Origin of the sequence: Proteiniphilum saccharofermentans, assembly GCF_900095135.1 — a bacterium.
GTDB classification, from domain to species: domain Bacteria; phylum Bacteroidota; class Bacteroidia; order Bacteroidales; family Dysgonomonadaceae; genus Proteiniphilum; species Proteiniphilum saccharofermentans.
In genome coordinates this window covers 2,806,598-2,824,659 of sequence record NZ_LT605205.1, presented here as the reverse complement: position 1 = coordinate 2,824,659, position 18,062 = coordinate 2,806,598, and the positions used below count along the sequence as shown (strand labels likewise).

Annotated in this window: 13 protein-coding genes; 4 read left to right on the top strand and 9 right to left on the bottom strand. The window is 45.8% G+C overall.

Features of this window, described 5'->3' with window-relative positions; genetic code table 11:
* The first annotated feature begins 102 nt into the window (after nt 1-102).
* The 3 genes from PSM36_RS11040 (at nt 103) to PSM36_RS11030 (ending at nt 3,131) form a co-directional block, all read left to right on the top strand.
* Nucleotides 103-1,395 (top strand): MATE family efflux transporter, encoded by a 1,293-nt coding sequence (locus PSM36_RS11040; protein ID WP_076930941.1) that lies wholly within the window; start codon nt 103-105, stop codon nt 1,393-1,395.
* A 109-nt stretch (nt 1,396-1,504) separates the two neighbouring features.
* Nucleotides 1,505-2,053, top strand: coding sequence for a DUF3267 domain-containing protein (locus tag PSM36_RS11035; protein WP_076930940.1), 549 nt, complete (start codon nt 1,505-1,507; stop codon nt 2,051-2,053).
* 1 nt (nt 2,054) lies between these two features.
* Entirely contained in the window at nt 2,055-3,131 is a 1,077-nt protein-coding gene (locus PSM36_RS11030) for a DUF3810 domain-containing protein (RefSeq protein WP_076930939.1), read from the top strand.
* Here the strand turns inward: PSM36_RS11030 and PSM36_RS11025 are convergent.
* The 4 genes from PSM36_RS11025 to PSM36_RS11010 form a co-directional block, all read right to left on the bottom strand.
* Nucleotides 3,112-3,345, bottom strand: a complete 234-nt coding sequence (locus PSM36_RS11025; RefSeq protein ID WP_019537717.1) for a hypothetical protein — start codon at nt 3,343-3,345, stop codon at nt 3,112-3,114. The genes PSM36_RS11030 and PSM36_RS11025 overlap by 20 nt on opposite strands.
* Nucleotides 3,293-4,609 carry a TolC family protein gene (locus PSM36_RS11020; RefSeq protein ID WP_173823187.1) on the bottom strand — a complete coding sequence of 439 codons (1,317 nt, stop codon included), beginning with the start codon at nt 4,607-4,609 and terminating at the stop codon, nt 3,293-3,295. The genes PSM36_RS11025 and PSM36_RS11020 overlap by 53 nt, the downstream gene beginning before the upstream one ends.
* Before the next feature lie 183 nt (nt 4,610-4,792).
* Nucleotides 4,793-7,861, bottom strand: a complete 3,069-nt coding sequence (locus PSM36_RS11015) for an efflux RND transporter permease subunit (RefSeq protein ID WP_076930937.1) — start codon at nt 7,859-7,861, stop codon at nt 4,793-4,795.
* Between the two features lie 6 nt (nt 7,862-7,867).
* Nucleotides 7,868-8,971, bottom strand: a complete 1,104-nt coding sequence (locus PSM36_RS11010; protein ID WP_076930936.1) for an efflux RND transporter periplasmic adaptor subunit — start codon at nt 8,969-8,971, stop codon at nt 7,868-7,870.
* Between the two features lie 264 nt (nt 8,972-9,235).
* On the opposite strand from PSM36_RS11010, the gene PSM36_RS11005 reads away from it, so the two are divergent.
* A complete protein-coding gene (locus tag PSM36_RS11005; RefSeq protein WP_076930935.1) occupies nt 9,236-9,931 on the top strand; it encodes an SGNH/GDSL hydrolase family protein in 696 nt (231 codons plus the stop codon).
* 5 nt (nt 9,932-9,936) lie between these two features.
* On the opposite strand, the gene PSM36_RS11000 is transcribed toward PSM36_RS11005, so the two are convergent.
* From PSM36_RS11000 to PSM36_RS10980, 5 genes are all read right to left on the bottom strand, one after another.
* The gene (locus PSM36_RS11000) at nt 9,937-10,245 is read right to left on the bottom strand and encodes a type II toxin-antitoxin system RelE/ParE family toxin (protein ID WP_076930934.1); all 309 of its coding nucleotides are present in this window, start codon (nt 10,243-10,245) and stop codon (nt 9,937-9,939) included.
* Entirely contained in the window at nt 10,242-10,466 is a 225-nt protein-coding gene (locus PSM36_RS10995; protein ID WP_076930933.1) for a hypothetical protein, read from the bottom strand. The genes PSM36_RS11000 and PSM36_RS10995 overlap by 4 nt, the downstream gene beginning before the upstream one ends.
* Before the next feature lie 178 nt (nt 10,467-10,644).
* A complete protein-coding gene (locus PSM36_RS10990) occupies nt 10,645-11,922 on the bottom strand; it encodes a fimbrillin family protein (RefSeq protein WP_076930932.1) in 1,278 nt (425 codons plus the stop codon).
* A gap of 318 nt (nt 11,923-12,240) precedes the next feature.
* On the bottom strand, nt 12,241-14,964 hold the full coding sequence (locus tag PSM36_RS10985) for an alpha-L-rhamnosidase (RefSeq protein WP_076930931.1): 2,724 nt from the start codon (nt 14,962-14,964) through the stop codon (nt 12,241-12,243).
* 189 nt (nt 14,965-15,153) lie between these two features.
* Nucleotides 15,154-17,943, bottom strand: a complete 2,790-nt coding sequence (locus tag PSM36_RS10980; RefSeq protein ID WP_076930930.1) for a family 78 glycoside hydrolase catalytic domain — start codon at nt 17,941-17,943, stop codon at nt 15,154-15,156.
* Nucleotides 17,944-18,062: the final 119 nt, after the last annotated feature.

Here is an 18,062-nt window from a genome sequence, read left to right as displayed (position 1 = left end):
GTACTGAACTGCATAAAGCCATTACCCGGTCGTATATACGGTCAAAAAGATAATAACCGGTCAAATTGGGGTATATCGTCTTTTTGAAGTAATTTTGCGCCAATGGACAAAAAAATCTTCAGGCTCGCCCTTCCCAATATCATCACCAATATCACCGTCCCCTTGCTGGGAATGATCGATATTGCCATTGCCGGCCGACTCGGCTCGGCTGTGTATATCGGAGCCATTGCACTCGGTGCCAATATCTTCAATATGATCTACTGGAACTTCGGCTTTCTCCGGATGAGTTCCAGCGGGTTTGCCTCCCAGGCGTTGGGAGCCCGGAATTTTCCGGAGGTGATGAATGCATTTATCCGTTCGCTGGCGATCGGTCTGGGAGTAGGGGTGCTGATCATATTATTGCAATATCCTATAGGGATGTTAGCTTCCGGTTTGATACAGTCGGGCCCTGAATCCACGGATCATGTGATGACCTATTTCCGTATTGTGGTATGGGGAGCGCCGGCTGTATTGGGTATGTATGCTTTTAAAGGGTGGTTTATCGGTATGCAGAATGCGAAGATCCCTATGGTCGTCGCCATACTGAATAATTTGCTGAATATTGTCCTGAGCCTGCTTTTTGTGTTCGGCTTTGGGATGAAGATTGAAGGGATCGCATTAGGAACAACACTTTCACAAGTTATTTCGCTGATGGTGGCAGCCGGGTTCTGGTGGAAGTACTATCGCCGATTACGGAAATATATCCGTAAGGAAACTATTTGGGACAGACAAGCTATACGGGAGTATTTCAGGGTGAACAGTGATATTTTTGTCCGTACTTTTTTGTTGACTTTGGTGACTACCTTTTTCACCTTTGCCTCCTCAGGAATGGGAGAGACTATATTGGCCGTGAATGCTTTGCTGATGCAGTTCTTTATGCTGTTCTCCTATTTTATGGATGGTTTTGCCTATGCGGGTGAAGCGCTGACCGGACGGTTTTATGGAGCAAAAAACCGGGAGTACCTGCAATGGATGATCCGCAGGATCTTTTTCTGGGGATTGATAGTGAGTCTTGCTGCTGTAGTGATCTATATGCTCTTTCCCGATCCGATATTGCATATCATGACCAATGATCTTGTTATTATTGAGCATACCAAAGATTTTATGTTCTGGACGGTGCTGATTCCTGTTGTCGGCTTTGCTGCATTTCTGTGGGACGGTATTTTTATCGGAGCAACAGCTTCCGGCGAGATGCGGAATGCTATGATACTTTCCTCCATCGTCTTTTTTGCCTGCTATTTTATCATGACACCGCTGTGGGGAAATAACGGCCTCTGGCTGGCGTTTATCCTCTACCTTTTTGTGCGAGGTGCTACGCAGACCCTTTGGGCAAAGAAAGCATTACGATTACCGTGATAGAAAACGGCACAACCTACATGAGGTCAGAACAATTGTCGGATATACAACGGGAAATTGAGAAACAGGCTTATGATAAAGTAAAGAGTTTAAATTTATCATCTTGATAATGGAAAATTTTGAAGATTACGAGAAAGAACTGAAAACGATCAACATCCATACTGCAAGTCGTATTTCGTTGGTGATTACCATTGCCACGGCAATATTGTTCGGTATTCCTTTTTATTTTATATGGAGGCCGGAGTTCTCATTATCGCTGCAACAAAGTCTGTTATTTGTATTATTATTCTTAGTCGGTATTGTTCTACATGAACTGATCCACGGTTTTTTCTTCGGTTTATTTGCTGAGAAGGGGTTTAAAAGCATTCGGTTTGGAGTGATGTGGAAGATGCTTACACCTTATTGCCATTGCAAGGAGCCGCTAAAGATAAAGCATTATTTCCTGGGTGCATTGATGCCGGCGCTACTACTGGGAATCGTGCCGGCCGTTATATCGCTTTTCAACGGCAGTGGACTGATGCTGTTGTTTGGAATTATTTATACCGGTGCAGCAGCAGGTGATTTTATGATAGTATGGATACTGCGGAAAGAGCATCCTGAAACTTATGTACAGGATCATTCGTCGGAAGTGGGGTGTTTTGTTTACCGGAAGAGTTAGTATGATATCGAAACATAGAGATAAAGTATCTAAGCGGCAGTTTCTGCTTTTATTGATCAGGGTTGGTGCATTGTTTGTAATGATCTTTCTGTTTAGCCTTAGCACAACGCTTTCGGAATGGTATATGCGTGTGATTTATCCCGTTGTAGCCATAGTGCTCTCTTTTATCTCGAATATTTTCTCCTTTTCGTTATACGATATATTTTTGATCGTGGCGGTGCTGCTGTTGATAAAACTGATCCTGTTCGTCATCATACGAAAGATCTCCTTTTCGGAGTTTCTTTTTTCGCTGATCCGGTTTATGATGGTTATCGTTTTCTGGTTCTATTTTAGTTGGGGGATTGCTTATTTCCGGGAAGACTTCTATGGTCGGAGCGATGTGAAGGAAATGGCATTTGATCCGGAAATTTTCAGAGATTTTGCCGTCCGGTTTATTGACCGGGCGAACCTTTACTATGCCGATTGTACAGATATGGACAGGCAAGAAGTACGGCGAGAAATTGAGTTATCGTATCGTATAATGTATGAGACGTTAAGAATATCTTATCCCAACGGGAAAAGGAAGCCAAAGCCGATGATGTTCGAATCGGTCTATTCGAAAATGGGTGTTTCCGGCTATTTCGGCCCATTCTTCAATGAAATCCATGTGAATAACTATAGCCTTAATTTTACTTATCCGTTTACTTTAGCTCATGAAATGGCGCATCAGTTCGGTATTGCCACCGAATCGGAGGCGAATCTGTATGCATTTGTTGTCTGTACCCGTAGCGGTAACGAAAAGATCCGATACAGTGCATATCTGTCTACGCTTCGGTATGTGTTGAACGATATACACAAGTTTCTTCCGGAGGAATATGAGTCGCTGGTTTCATCCATCCGGCCGGAGATTATTGCAGATCTGCGACGAAACCGGGAGCATTGGCTTGCGGCGAGAGACGAATCCTTGTCAGATGTTCAGGATAGAGTATATGATGCTTATCTGAAAACAAATAAAGTCAGTTCAGGGCAGGATAATTATTCTGAAGTAGTCGGCTTACTTATTTCTAGTTATGATATTTTTACGGAGTCACCTCTATAATCTTCCTCACCCCAGTCTCCCAGTCTTCCCAATCTCCCCAGTCATCCCTTCTCCCGGTCACTATTGGTTGTTCAGTCTCCCTTACTCCTTCTTTTCCCAGTCCCTTATTCACTGCCAACTGTCCATTGTCAACTGTCCATTGTCCATTATCCCTTATCTCTTCATTCCAGATATTCTCCGACTTTTCCGCTAATTTGGAGCAGTGATATCTCATAAAGTTTAGTGTTGTATTGTGCGGTGAGAAGTCGTTGTTCCGCTTCGAGCAGGCTGTTTTGCGCTTCACGTAATTCTAACCCGGAGAGGTCGCCAATTTTGTACCGTTCCATGGCGATTTCGTAATTCAACTCTGCATTTCCTAAACTTTCGAGTTCCAGATTGGTCAATTCTATATTATTCTGATAGGCCATCCACATATTTGCGAAATCGCTTTCCAGCGCTAATTTGTTCCGTTCTACCTGCAATTCACGGTTTTGGACGGTGATTTCGGCATTTTTCTGCTCCCTTCGGCGATTGAATCCGTCGAAGATAGTATAACCAAGTGTGAGTCCAACATTAGGACCCCAGGTACGTTGCCTGTCGAATGTGCCGGTGTTGTAATTGTAGTGGGTGAAGCCATAAGCGGTATTCAGTCGAAGATAAGGATAATTACGGCTTCTCAGACTTCTCAGATCCAGTTCACTCAGCGTTTTGTTCTTTCCGGTCAGCAAGAGAACCGTGTTATGTTGCATCGCCTGATTGAACAGTTCTTCTTTCGACAAAGAAGCATCGAAGAGAATAGTGGTGTCTTTTGCCAGGAAGTGTTGTTCCACATCACCTCCCATCATCTCATTCAAGCGTATCCTTGAGCTGTTGAGTATTTCGTACTGCTGGATAAGCAGTGAACTGTCCGCATTGAAATCGACCTTCGCCTGTTGCAGGTCGAGTTGCGAAAGGGAACCCACCTGATAGCGAGCTTCCACTATTCGCAATCTTTCTTTGGAAAGGGATACCGCATATTGGAGATTTCCCAGACGTATCTGCTGTTGCACATAGTTATAATATTCCGCCGTAAGGTTGGCTATGAACTCTTCCACGACCAACCGGGTATTTAATTCCCCCACAGTTTGTAACTCTTTCAGCCGTTGATAATTGGTTTGCACCCGGAAACCTTCGAAGAGTGTCCAATTGAGATTCAGTCCGGCATCCAACGTTTGTGTATTGGAATTACGAGTTTCTATAGCCTCTCCTCCTTCTGCAGGATACTGATCGGAATTGCTGTTGCGCAGATTATAACCGGAGTTAAGACTGACTTCCGGCAGGAATCCGGCATTTCCCAATGTGACATTATTGTCTGAGATCAACTCTTCATTGCGTACTATACGCAGATCATAATTGTTCTCCAGCCCAATCCTCAGACATTCCTGCAAGTCCATCACAGGCTGTGCGGATACAGCGGAAGCAAGCAGGAGAAAGAGCAGTAACGGCACATTCTTTATCATCATATAGTCTGTTTTCAATTACAAATTATCAATTACCAATTATCAATTACCAATTACCAATTACCAATTATTTGAGAACCAAGAGCCAAGACTATAGAAATTCAATATTCAATATTCAATATTCCTCCACTTCTTGACTTCTTTATTAATTAATTTTCTTGGCACATTAATCACATCAATCCCTTAGTCCTGATCCAAATCTCTCTGTTTCTTCCTCAACCTCTTCATCTCTTTTGCTTCCCTGTCGGTAGAGAGATAGATATACATGGCCGGAATGAGGAAGAGAGTGAGCAAGGTAGAGATGAGCAATCCACCCACTACGGCCGTACCCATTGCGATCCGCCCGTTGGCTCCTTCACCGGTGGCGAACATAAGAGGCAGCAACCCAAGGACAGTAGAAATACTGGTCATCAGAATAGGACGTAACCGCTGTAATGACGCATCAATGATCGCTCTGAGTTTATTGATGCCGGCATTCTGGCGCTGGTTGGCAAACTCCACGATAAGAATACCATTCTTGGTAACCAATCCGATAAGCATAATAATTCCGATCTGGCTGTAAATATTCATTGTGATGCCGAATAGCCACATGAACAGGAGTGCGCCGAACAGGGCTAGGGGGACTGTGAACATAATGACAAACGGATCTTTGAAACTTTCGAACTGCGCGGCCATCACAAGGAAAATCAACACGATAGCGAGGGTGAAGGCGAAAAGCAGACTGGAGGAACTTTCCCGGAAGTTTCTGGATTCGCCTTCGAGGGCAGTCCTGAACGTTTCGTCCAGCACCTCGGCGGCAATTCTGTCCATTTCTTCCAACCCTTGACCCAGTGAATAACCGGGTGCCAATCCCGCCGAAATGGTGGCTGAATTGAAGCGATTGTACCGGTAAAGCTGGGGAGGGGCAACCGACTCTTCGAGTTTCACCAGGTTGTCCATCTGAATCATTTGTCCGGCATTATTCTTGATGTAAATAGTTTTCAGGTCGACCGGTGTGTTGCGTTGCTGGCGGTTGATCTCACCCAGGATCTGATACTGTTTACCGTTCATATAGAAATATCCCATCCGCTGGCCGCTGAGCGCATATTGCAGGGTTTGGCCGATATCGCGGGTACTTACCCCTAACATGGCTGCTTTGTCGCGGTCGATGATTATCCGTGTTTCCGGTTTGGTAAACTTCAGGTCTACGTCACTCATCTGAAAGTAGGGACTTGCGTTCATCCTGTCCATAAAAGGGGGAATAAACTCTTGCAATTTTTCAATATTAGGCGCCTGTAACACATACCGTATTGGCATGCCGGCACGGCGGCCGCCGAAGGTGGATTGTTGCTGTACGAACGCACGGGCGGCAGTCTCATTCCTTACGGCAAGGGTGAGGGCATCGGCTATTTCCATCTGGCTGCGTTCACGTTGATCCATATCGGGCAAAACTAAGCGCACCATGCCGAATCCGCCGCGGGTCATGGTGATGTTCGATTCCCTTTCGGGCGCGACAGAATCGGCGATCTCTGAGATACGGTCGGTATAGTCCCTGATAAATTCGTAGGTAGCCCCTTCCGGAGCGGAACTTCTGACCATCACCACGGAGCGGTCTTCTAAAGGGGCCATCTCTGCGGGGATCATGTTCCAGAAAAGGATAATAAATACCCCGGAAACAATGATGACGGGCAGGACGAGCCATTTGTGGCGCAGAAACGAACGCAGCGATCTGTCGTAAAACCGGTTCAACCCATCAAAGATTATTTCGGTCTTTTCGTAAAGTTTATTCTTTTTCCGTCTTTTGGCGAGCATTTTGGATGAAAGCATAGGCACAAAAGATAAGGCGGCAAAAGAGGAGATGATGACTGCTCCGGAGATTACAATACTGAATTCACGGAACAGCCGCCCCGTCATCCCTTCCAGAAAAACAATCGGGAAGAATATCGCTACCAGCGTGATGGTGGTGGAGATTACGGCAAAGAATATCTCTTTGGATCCCATAATAGATGCTTCCTCGGGATCCATTCCGCTCTCCACTTTCTGATAGATGTTCTCAGTCACCACGATGGCATCGTCCACTACAAGTCCTACTGCCAGTACGACTGCCAGCATCGACAACACATTGATGGAAAATCCGGCCAGATACATCACGAAAAAGATCCCGATGAGCGAGATAGGGATCACCAATGCGGGGATCAATGTCACGCGCCAGTTCCTTAAAAAAATAAAGATGATAGCTACGACCAGGATGAAAGCGATGACTACCGTGGTTTCCACCTCATGGATGGAGGCCCTGATAAACCTGGTATTGTCGAATGCCACGTCGATGGCCACATCTTCGGGAAGGTCTTTGCGCATTTGCTCCATGCGTACCCTTACCTCGTCGGCAATATTGATATGGTTGGCACCCGGTTGTGGAATGATCACACAACTCACCATAGGCACACCGTTCCTCTTGAGGATATTCTGGCGGTTAGCCGCATCCAATTCGGCGTATCCCACATCGCGGAAACGTACAATACGGAAGTCATTCTCTACTAAGATCAGATTGTTGAAATCTTCCGGGGTTTGCATCAATCCCATGGTACGTATGGATTGTGCTATATGGTCGCCCTCTATACTTCCGGCAGGAAGTTCGATGTTTTCCCTGTCCAGTGCGTTTTTAATATCTATCGGGGTGATATTATATGCCGCCATCCTGAGAGGATCAAGCCACAGACGCATAGCGTAGCGGTATTCACCCCATATCTCCACAGCACTTACGTTAGAGATGGTCTGTAGCCGCTCTTTCACAGTAAGGTCGGCGATCTCGGAGAGTTCCAGCATCGAACGGACGGGACTCTGTATGGTGATCTGCATGATGGGATCGGAGTCGGCATCGGCTTTTGATACCGTGGGAGGATCTACATCGCGGGGCAGGTATCTTTGCGCGATGGAGACTTTGTCTCTTACGTCGTTTGCGGCGGTCTCCATATCCACGCTCAACTCAAATTCCACGGTGATCCGTGAACTGCCTTGGCTACTTTGGCTGATGAGCGACCGGATACCCGGAATACCGTTGATATTCTGTTCCAGCGGTTCCGTAATCTGGTTCTCAATTACTTCCGCATTGGCACCGGGATAGGATACGTGTACGGTAATGATGGGGTTATCCACGTTGGGATATTCGCGGACGGGTAGGCTGGTATAGCCGATCAGGCCGAAGATGATGATGATCAGCACCATTACCGTGGCCAGTACCGGTCGCTTTATACTTAATTCCGATAAATTCATCTTGTATTAATCTGCTCTGTTTTCAACCATCTGGCCGATCTGCACCGGCATCCCGTTCCGTAACTGCATTACACCGGTGGTCAGAAGAGTGTCGCCGATATTCAGGCCGCTGATCACTTCTACTGACGAGGATGTACGCATGCCTGTAATAATCTCCACTTCCCTTGCGTTGCCGTTGTCGTACAGATAGGCAATATCGCGCCCCATCTCCTTGATACTGGAGATACTTGGTATGACGACGGCATTGTCGATCTGATCCAGGTTGATCCGGACACTGGCGGACTGACCCGGTTTCATCCTCCTGTCGGTATTGGGATAGCGGGCTCGTGCAAAGAGATTGAGGGTTTGTACGTCTAACCGTGATTCCACGGCATAAACCGTAGCATTATATACTGTCAGGTCATTTTCCACCGTGAAAAAAATTTCGGTTCCCGGTTGGATCATATTCACGAAATTCTGGGTAAGGGAGAATTCGATTTTCAGGGGTGAGATCTTGGTGAGATTGGCTACCACTACCGAAGGCGATGCGTATGCCCCTTCACTCACCTGCCTCAACCCGATCATACCGTCGAAAGGGGCTCTCAGCTCAGTCTGCCGGATACGTGCTTTCACCAGATCTATATCGGCTTTCAGTGTTTCTAGCTGCGTGGCAACCGATTGGTACGTTTCCTGGCTGATGGCATCTTTCTCAAGGAGTGTCTGTTGACGATACAGCCTGTCTTCTGCCAGCGGCAATTGGGCTTCCAGTTTTTTGAGCTCTGCCTGTAACGGAGCATCGTTTACCTTTGCCAGTAATGCCCCTTTTTGTACATAGGAACCCTCCTCGAAATAGATATCGGTGATCTTTCCTGCCGACTCGAAAGTGAGATCTACCTCCTCGTCAGGCAGCAGAACCCCTGTGATCCGGAACATATTGTTCAACGTTTGGGGCTTCAGTACGGTCGCGTTTACCATCAGCGCCCTGCTACCACCTCCGCCTGTATTTATCCGAACGGGAGCATTATCCTGCTCCCCGGGAGTAAGTAGTTGTTTGATCCTTGGGAAGAATGCCATCCCCAGAATTAAAACTGCGATGGAGGCAAATACAATTATTTTTGTTTTCCTATTCATACAATTGTGTAATTTCCTGTCGGCTAATATGCGTAGTATGTATTATTTTATCGCTATATTTCTTATTCGCAAAAAATCTTTCAAAAATACCCATTAAACGAGAGAAAACGTAACATAGAAACGGTTTTTAGTTTTTTTTAGGCCTTAAAATCGATATATCATCCAAATAAGTCGATGAATCCTATACGGATCAGCAATTAAATAACTATTTTTGACATTCAAAAACAGAGATCAATACAAATAAAAATAAGAATAAGTAGGTGTATGAGAAAATTGTTTCTAGCATTGGTGTTTATTATGAGTGGTATACTTCTGGCTGAAGCCCAGGATTGGGCGAACCTGGAGCGGTTCAGGGAGGATAACGCGAAATTGGGATCGGCAAAAACGTGTGACGACCGGGTGGTCTTTATGGGTAATTCCATTACACAGGGTTGGAAAGAAAAGGTACCTGAATTTTTTGAGGGTCGTCCCTATATCAACCGGGGGATTAGCGGGCAGACTACACCGCAGATGTTACTCCGTTTCCGTCAGGATGTACTTAAGTTATGGCCTAAAGTGGTGGTGATCCTGGCCGGAACGAATGATATTGCCGGTAATACTGGCCCGTCGACACTGGAAATGATCGAAGACAATATCCATTCCATGACGGAATTGGCACAGGCGCATGGCATACAGGTAGTATTGTGTTCGGTTCTCCCTGCATACGACTATCCTTGGCGCCCCGGTTTGGAGCCGGCTCCTAAAATTGTGGAATTGAACAAACGTATTAAGCAGTATGCCGGCACACGCGGGGCTGTCTATTGCGATTTTTTCTCTGCCATGGCTGATGAGCGTGACGGCCTGCCGGAAGAACTGTCGGAAGACGGCGTGCATCCAAATAAGGAGGGATACGCCATTATGGGGCCTTTGGTAGAGAATGCCATTGCCCGGGCACTTCTCATGTGGAAGGAGTTTAAATAATATTTTTATTTGATCTTTTTCCTATTGGTTTTTGGATCTTGGCGGCAATCCCAAATTGCCGCTATATATACTGTATCCCCTTTTATATAGTAAATAACTTTGTAATTATGCTTTACTATTAATCCCCGAAATATTTGAGGTTCATTAATTAATACTGGTTCAACCGCAGCCATTAGAGGAAAATCACGAAGTCGGTCTATTTCATCCAGAAAATCATTGTATAATCTAACCGCCGCATGTTCATTCGTTCCGGCAATTGAATTATAGATGTCTTCTAAATGCTCTTCGGCTGCGATTAAAAATTTTATTTTCATTTACGGGGATGTTTTCTTCTCATTTCTTCCATAGATTTGCCTCCTCCGTTTCGTTCATCTTCAACAGAACGTCTTACTTCCTCTATTAACTCTTCTGATGAAAATTGGCAGGGAGTAGTTTTTATTCTACGATAGTAGGCTTGTACCCGTTCGATTACAGAGCTATCTTGCTCGTTTTCTATTTCTTTTTGAAATTGGGCTTTCAATTCTAATGTTGCCATGTACAACTCCTTTCTTTTTTGATACAAACAAAGATAATATTCTTTTCTCAGATTGTGGAGATCTGTGACAATTTAGCATTTTTTCTTATTTTGCTTTATAATCATTCCTAGTTCCTGCTCCTTTGGCTGTATATGGTAAATAAATATAATTACAACTACTCCCTGACTCCATTTACTATTACGGTTCTATAAATTCGTATGCATTGATATCTCTTAACCCGGGTGCGCTGAAGTATGTTCCCAAATCTCCCCTGATCTTTACTTTTTTATCGAAATTGTCTGGGTTATCTCGTAGATTCAGTGCATTTCTGGCACTTCTGGTGCCCAGCATCACCGGTATAATCCGAGCCAAGTCAGTCTCTCCTTGATTGTCCGCCAGTGCGAGATTGCTTTGAGAGACATCACCGGATAAATTGGTCGAAAAACTGTTCATGGAGGAAGACGAAAAATATCCCACAATATACCCTTCCACCCATACACCGGCTTTACCTTGGTATTCTTGCGCTTGGATTACCGTGTAGGGCGATCTCTTTGACCCGGGTATTATCGGAGGGTTTTCGTTCGTGGTAGGTACGGTCGCATTGGTGGAAGGCCCCTCAATCCAATTGGATATTGTTCCTACGGTAACAGCGGGTATCCGATCCGAATCTAAAAAAACATTATAAATGTACCGGGTCGATTTATCGAAAGATTGGATCTCCGGTACACTACTCAGGGGGTATTTGAACGTTTCATCATCCAATAGGAACCACAATTCCATCCCGTTGAGGCTGGATGTGGGCAAAAGGATCGCCTCGGCGGTCGCTCCGTCGGATGCCACCATACAGGCAATATTGCCGGTTGCGGAAGGCGCCGACAATGTCCCGTCCGTAAGGTTGAAATTGGCATTTATCCCTGCGTTGGTGATAATTACTTCTATGCCGTTCAGGTTAGGTATAAATTTGTGCTCTATCGTGAGCGTGATTTTCGCCAGTTGGTGGGAGAACAACATATTGACATTGGGTTTACCCGAGTTGAATGCTTTTGCATTATCGGAATAGAGGAGGTCTATATCGGACTGTACCGACTGATTGGACAGGTCGATAGGATATGTTAAATTGGCAATCATCTCTTTATAAGGATAATATCCGATGAAATCCACATTCGATCCATCAAGCGGGAAGGTAATGGTGGTTGCCCCTTTTGCCGGTAAAAACGTTGATGTGCCTGTAGTTTCATACTTTGTATTCTGCACGATGGCCGAAGGTCCGAGTGCTTCGCCCGATTTCTTCATATACACGCCTATGGCATCTCCTTTATCCCACGTAGAACCGGAGGCGCGGGTCTGCAGCCCCTCGATCGCGGCACTTAATTGAACTTTCTCGCCTGCGCCTGGAGGGATTGGCGTATCCCCTTCGCACGAAGCGATGACAAAACAGATGAGAGAACAAAAGAACAATAATTTTTTTGCTTTCATAATGTGATTTTTTTTGATTTTCACCTTGTCAAGGTGATATTCTGAAAAAAATGAGTAGTGAATAGTACAAGGTCAAAGTATGCGGTATAGATAACGTAAACCAATCTCAGCACCGTACCACAAAGATTATTGTACGGCGAAAAGGACACACAAGATATATTATCCCATTTCTAAAATGAAACGGAATGCAATTACAAAATAATACATGTGAAATCCAAATGTATTAACGAAATAATATTAAAAAACAGTTAAGGTCTTGGTCGCTGTTACTGGGTTGACAAGTGTCTCTCAATGAAACACGTAAAATCAAATAATGATTTATATTCCGGTAAGATGGTAATTTCCCGATCCTAATTCGATTTCGATACTATTTTCCGTTTCTGTAACATTCCTTATGCCCTTCCCTGTTGGTGTCGACACATTCAGTTCCTTCGGCAACCTGATGATGGCTGAACTGTTTCCGGGAATGGTAATATTCCAATGGAATGTTCCGTTTTCTTTTTTCCATTCGCTTTTAATTTCTCCGTAAACCGATTTATAGGAGGCTTTTACATGCGATAATCCTTCGGGGAATTTCGGCTCCATCAGCAGTTTTTTATAAGCCGTACTTTCCGGATGGTTTTTGATCCCTGCCAGATCCTCATAAAACCAGATCAACAGGTCACCCAGTAACATCACATGATTGGCGGAGTTCATTGCCGGATCGGCCGTATCTCCGTTCCATAATTCCCAGATGGTAGTCGCACCGTTTTCAATCATATATCCCCAACTGGGATAGGTGCGGTTGGTGACGATCCTGTATGCCAGATCTACATTTCCCTGTTCCGTCAGACCGCGCATCAGGTGCTGGATTCCCAATACTCCTGTGCTAACATGACCGTTGAAATCCACCTCTGTCTTGCGTACGATATTGTCGAACACTTTTTGTTCATATCCTTCCGGTACCAGCCCCAGGCGAAGCGAAAGAATATTGGCCGTGACAGTATTATTATCATACAAAGCTGAATCGGTATTGAAAAAACGGGCATTATACGCCTCTTTGATCTTCGATGCCAGCTCTTGATACCCTGCTATATCTTTCGTGTTGCCAGTGAGTTGGGCAAACTCGGTCATCAGGTTCAACAGGCTGTAGTATACGGTGGTGCTCAAAACGGCTCCGGCTGTTTTCCGGGAAGGATCCTTCGAATGGATGAGCTCCTGTGATTCGGGCGGCATGCACCAGTCGCCGTAAGTGTCTTTTGTAAGGATATAATCCTGCATCGATACCTGTTGGATACGTTCCAGATAGCGTTTCATGGATGGGTAGTGCCTTTTTACCGGTTCGGTATCGCCAAACTGCAGCCACAACATCTTTGCCCCGTAGAAATAGGCGGCCGGCCAGGTTACATCGTCATTAAAGATAGTCCAGTACCGTGGAGAGACCACCGAAATGCTGCCTTCGGGGCTTTGCGAATCTTCGATATCCTGCAGCCATTTACTATAAAGTAGTGCATTGTCGAACACGAAGGCTTCTCCGAAGCATCCGGTCGCACGGTCACCCAGCCAACCCTGACGCTCATCGCGTTGCGGACAGTCGGTGGGCATACCCCTGTAGTTCCCGCGGATTCCCCAATAAGCGTTTTTGAATATTTGATTGATGGTTTCGTCGGATGTCTCGAATTGTCCGGTCGTTTCCATTTGGTCATAGATAACCCTGCCGGTGAAATCCGACAATTCCGGTTGGTAATCGAGGCCCGATATTTCTACGAAGCGGAATCCGTGAAAGACGAAAGAGGGTTCCCAACTGAAATCCCCGTCTTTCGAAGGCGTATAGATGTCGGTAACCTTTGCACTCCGCAGATTTGCCATATAGAGTGTCCCGTCGGGATTGAGCATTTCTGCAAACCGCATTGTAACGGGCTGATCCTTTTTCCCATTTAACCTGTTGATCTTTATCCAGCCTACCATATTCTGTCCCATATCCAGAATAAATTTCCCGTCGGTCAGTTTTGTGATAGCTACCGGTGTCAGTTCTTCCTGTACGCGGATATTCGGATTGGGTTGTGCGGTAAGTGTCCCTCCGGGTGCAGACATTATATCGACCTGTTTCCATGTAGTATCGTCGTAACTGATCTTATCCCATCCGGGAAGCTCCATCCGGGCATCATATTCTTCTCCGTCGAATTCGTTATTGGCGATGATGGGGCCCCTGGAGGTGACTTTCCAGGATTCATCGCTGACAATAACATCTGTTGAACCGTCACTGTACTCAATTTCCAGTTGTGCCAGTAGTCGAGGCAAACCGAATACCTGGGTTGGAGATTCACGCATACCGAAATAGCGACCGTTACCTAATTTTACCCCCAATAGATTACTATCTCTTTGAATCAGGGAGGTAACATCATATACGTTGTAATATACTTTTTCAGGATACCATGAAACCGTGGGGGCAAGAACGTCATCCGATACTCGCTTCCCGTTTATATAAGCCTGATAGGCGCCTTGCCCGGAGATATAAAGCACTGCACGTTTTACCTTCTGTTTACTGTCGAAAGGTTTTCGCAGATAACGGGCAGCCAGACGGGTATTTCCTTTATCTGTTTCACCCGGATTTGAAAGCGCATTTTCGCCAATCCATTTGGCCTGCCAGCCGGCAATGTCCGGTAGGGCCATAGACCAGTGGTTGATCTTACTCCAGGCTGTTTCTCCCTGATTGGTCGTTACTTTTACCCGCCAGTAATATACTTCTCTCGGAGAAAGTGTTTCTCCCGTATATGGGATAAGTATGGATTCAGCATCAGCAACAATTCCCGAATCCCATAACAAGTTGTTTCCTTTTTCCAGATCCTGCTCCGATCCGGCCACCTGAATCTGATAGGCTTCCTGCCGTAAATCGGGTTTAACTGAAGTGATCTGCCATGAGAATCGGGGTGTTGATGTGCTCACTCCCTGAGGATTCTCCTGCATTTCTACCTTCAGGGAATCCACTCTGACCGCTGTTCCCTGACATCCGGCCATGAATATGACCAGGATAAGTCCAATTAAAAAATGAATGTGTTTCATATTGATTAAGAAGTTAGAAATTAGAACTCAGAAATAAGAAATAAGAAGTTAGAAGTGGAGAAGTAGAATTACTAATTATCCAATTAGCAGTTTCAAAAAAAATTCACTTTTCACTTTTAATTTTTCACTTAAACCACCTTCCCACCTTATTCATATTGACATATTAGCATATTATCAAATCAATATCGGTCAATTACTGAACCGGTATTTTCCTGCCGGTATTTCAAACAGGATATATCCTTCTTTTCTGCCAGTTTCTTTGACATGTTCAGCATTCACATGTACGGTTTTTCCGTTATCATCGGGAAACAGGACTGTTGCCGTACAGTTTGGCGGTACAGTTACATTTAATGTAATCCTTCCGTTTTCACGCTCCCATGAGGATTCTATCAACCCGGCCGGAGAATCGAATGAAGCTTTTGCAGAGGATATTTGTGTTTCGGTGAGTTTGGGTATCCGTACCATAAACTTTCTGAATCCGGGAACATCGGCATCCCTTCTGATACCGGCCACACCATCGATATACCATGCACCGGGATAGAGATAAGAGCTGTGCAGCAGAGAGTGGCCTGGGAGATCTTTTTCCCACATCTCCCAAATGGTGGTGGCTCCGCTTTCACGCATTAGGCCCCAACCCGGATAGGTGGTCTGGGATGTCATGGAATAGATGAGGTCGTCTCGCCCCTCTTCACGTAATACTTTAAAAAGCATTGCACCACCGGTGATCCCTACGTCGATATGTCCGTTCTTATGAACGAGAATCTCTTCAGCCAGTCTCTCCATCACTTTTGGGCGTAATTCAGCCGGCATGATATCGCCATAGAGAGCCGCAGAAAGGCTCCGCATCGATCTGTCCGAATAATTATGATCGTCCGGATGATAATATTTGGCATGGATAGCTTTAGATGACTGTTCTGCCTGACGCGCCCATTGTTCTGCCTCTTCAGTTCTTCCGATCACCCTGGCAATTTGTGTTGCAGTTTTCAGGTTATATACCCAATAGCAGTTATTGAAAAAGATATTTTCATCGGAATAGTTATTCATCCCTTGCGACGTAGCTCCCGGCCAGAGCCAGTCGCCCAGGAAATCCCACCGTGCGCCGTACCGTTTGAGCATATCGTTTTCTACATGAGTATCGAGAAATTTCAACCAGCCTTTGATCATTTCGAAATTATCTTCGAGCACCCGCATATCACCATGATGTTGGTATATGAACCACGGGAGGGTGACCACTATTCCGCCCCATGCCGGGCCGCCGCCACCATGGTAGGTCGGTGCTGTCTGAGGGAGTATACCTCCACCCAGTATCCTGCCGCTTCCTTCCTGCTTGCGTGCCCATTCCGGATCGTTCATATTGCCTGTCATCGGTTCTGTTCCCTGTACGTCTCGCCAGTCTTCCAGCCATTTGGTATAGAAAGCACCCAGTTTGTAATTAAACAGGCCGGTTTCGGAAGTGGCATGTGCATCGCCGCCATAGCCGAATCGTTCGCGTTGGGGACAGTCGACGATAAATCCGCCAAGAGACAGATTCTCAAAAGTCCATTTTACCGTATTGTAGATCCAGTTCTGCAACGGATCGGAACACTCGAAACGGGCTGCGTCATCGAAAGCGGTACGTACCATCCATCCTTTGATCTCCTCTTTTTTGGGAGCCGATCTCAAGCCTTTAATCGTGATCCATCTTCCCGAACTGTAGTTGAATCGATTTTCAAATGTGCCTTTTCCTGAAGCACCGATAACGTAAGCGTTCATCAACCCGAACGTTATTTCTTCCTGCTCTCTTTCCGAAAACAGGAACCGGATGGTATCGCCGGGGTTGCCCTGTACTGATATTTGTGTCCATCCCGCGAAATTTACGCCCATATCCACACGGTAAGAGCCATCGGGGCGGGATTCGACGGCGACCGGATGAATCTCGTCAATCAGGATGTTGGTTTCTACCTGCTGAGTTGATAGTTCAAGCGCCGGTGTGTATACTGTGGCGTTTTTCCAGTTGCGGTCGTCCAGGGTTGCCAGGTTCCACTCTTCCACCTCTTTACTAGCATCCCATATCTCGCCTCCATATCCTCCTACTCCAAATCCCCAGTTCCCAATCAGCTTATTGGGACTCGGATAGGTTTTCCACGACTGATCGGTAGCGATCCTCGCCAGCTTGCGGTCGTTGGCATCGTAGATATCCGTCTGGGCGATTACCAAAGGGGTACGAGGTTTATCGGCCGTTGCGTAAGGAGCAAAGATAGACCACGAAGTTCCCAGCCATAGGGCGATGACGTTTGTGCCGGATGTAAGTGCGGGTGCAATATCGTAGGCAATGTAACGCGCCCGTTTAGTATGGTCCGTTACTGCCGGTGCAAGTACATGATCATCGATTCTTTTCCCGTTGACATATACTTCATGATATCCTACCGAAGCGACAAACAGCGTCGCTTTAGACGGGTTTTCCTTTAAATCGAAAGTTTTCCGGAACCACGGATCATATATTTTGTTAGGTCCTTCCGCCGGATCGTAAGCCTTGTCCGTACCGATCCACTTGGCTGTCCATTCTTCCTGTGAGAACAATCCGGTACTCCATTTGGCTACTTCGCTGTAACCCGATTCATTGCCGTTTTCATCCTTTACGGCTACTTTCCAGAAATATTTCTCGTCAGACCGCAGCGGTTTGCCGTTGTATTCGATCAGTTGCATATTGTCTGATTCGATCCATCCGCTGTCCCACATGTCGCCGAAATGGTCAGCCCTTTTTTGCTGTGAACTTCCTACCAGTATGCGGTATGCTGTTTGTCGTTGTCCGTAAGCTGATTCATCGGTCGGTTGGAGTGTCCAACTAAAACGTGGATGCGCTACATCCAGACTTGCCGGATTCTTCAGGTGTTCACAGGTGAGATTCACCGGAGCGACTGATGCTTTTTCCTTCCCAAAAACCGTTATAGCTAGAGAGGTGAGAATTAGTATAGCCAGAAAAAAGATTATTCGTTTCATATGATTAAATTTTGAACTCAGAAGTTAGAAATTAGAAGTCGGAATTGGAGAAGTATAGAATTGGAGAAGGGAAGAATAACAGGGTAATCAGCCAATTATCAAATCGTTAAATCATCACA

What these genes read in the sequence shown, in the direction of transcription:
- PSM36_RS11040 (WP_076930941.1), top strand. Translation starts at nt 103, where the DNA reads ATGGACAAAAAAATCTTCAGGCTCGCCCTTCCCAATATCATCACCAAT.
- PSM36_RS11035 (WP_076930940.1), top strand. Translation starts at nt 1,505, where the DNA reads ATGGAAAATTTTGAAGATTACGAGAAAGAACTGAAAACGATCAACATC.
- PSM36_RS11030 (WP_076930939.1), top strand. Translation starts at nt 2,055, where the DNA reads ATGATATCGAAACATAGAGATAAAGTATCTAAGCGGCAGTTTCTGCTT.
- PSM36_RS11025 (WP_019537717.1), bottom strand. Translation starts at nt 3,345, where the DNA reads ATGAGATATCACTGCTCCAAATTAGCGGAAAAGTCGGAGAATATCTGG.
- PSM36_RS11020 (WP_173823187.1), bottom strand. Translation starts at nt 4,609, where the DNA reads ATGATAAAGAATGTGCCGTTACTGCTCTTTCTCCTGCTTGCTTCCGCT.
- PSM36_RS11015 (WP_076930937.1), bottom strand. Translation starts at nt 7,861, where the DNA reads ATGAATTTATCGGAATTAAGTATAAAGCGACCGGTACTGGCCACGGTA.
- PSM36_RS11010 (WP_076930936.1), bottom strand. Translation starts at nt 8,971, where the DNA reads ATGAATAGGAAAACAAAAATAATTGTATTTGCCTCCATCGCAGTTTTA.
- PSM36_RS11005 (WP_076930935.1), top strand. Translation starts at nt 9,236, where the DNA reads ATGAGAAAATTGTTTCTAGCATTGGTGTTTATTATGAGTGGTATACTT.
- PSM36_RS11000 (WP_076930934.1), bottom strand. Translation starts at nt 10,245, where the DNA reads ATGAAAATAAAATTTTTAATCGCAGCCGAAGAGCATTTAGAAGACATC.
- PSM36_RS10995 (WP_076930933.1), bottom strand. Translation starts at nt 10,466, where the DNA reads ATGGCAACATTAGAATTGAAAGCCCAATTTCAAAAAGAAATAGAAAAC.
- PSM36_RS10990 (WP_076930932.1), bottom strand. Translation starts at nt 11,922, where the DNA reads ATGAAAGCAAAAAAATTATTGTTCTTTTGTTCTCTCATCTGTTTTGTC.
- PSM36_RS10985 (WP_076930931.1), bottom strand. Translation starts at nt 14,964, where the DNA reads ATGAAACACATTCATTTTTTAATTGGACTTATCCTGGTCATATTCATG.
- PSM36_RS10980 (WP_076930930.1), bottom strand. Translation starts at nt 17,943, where the DNA reads ATGAAACGAATAATCTTTTTTCTGGCTATACTAATTCTCACCTCTCTA.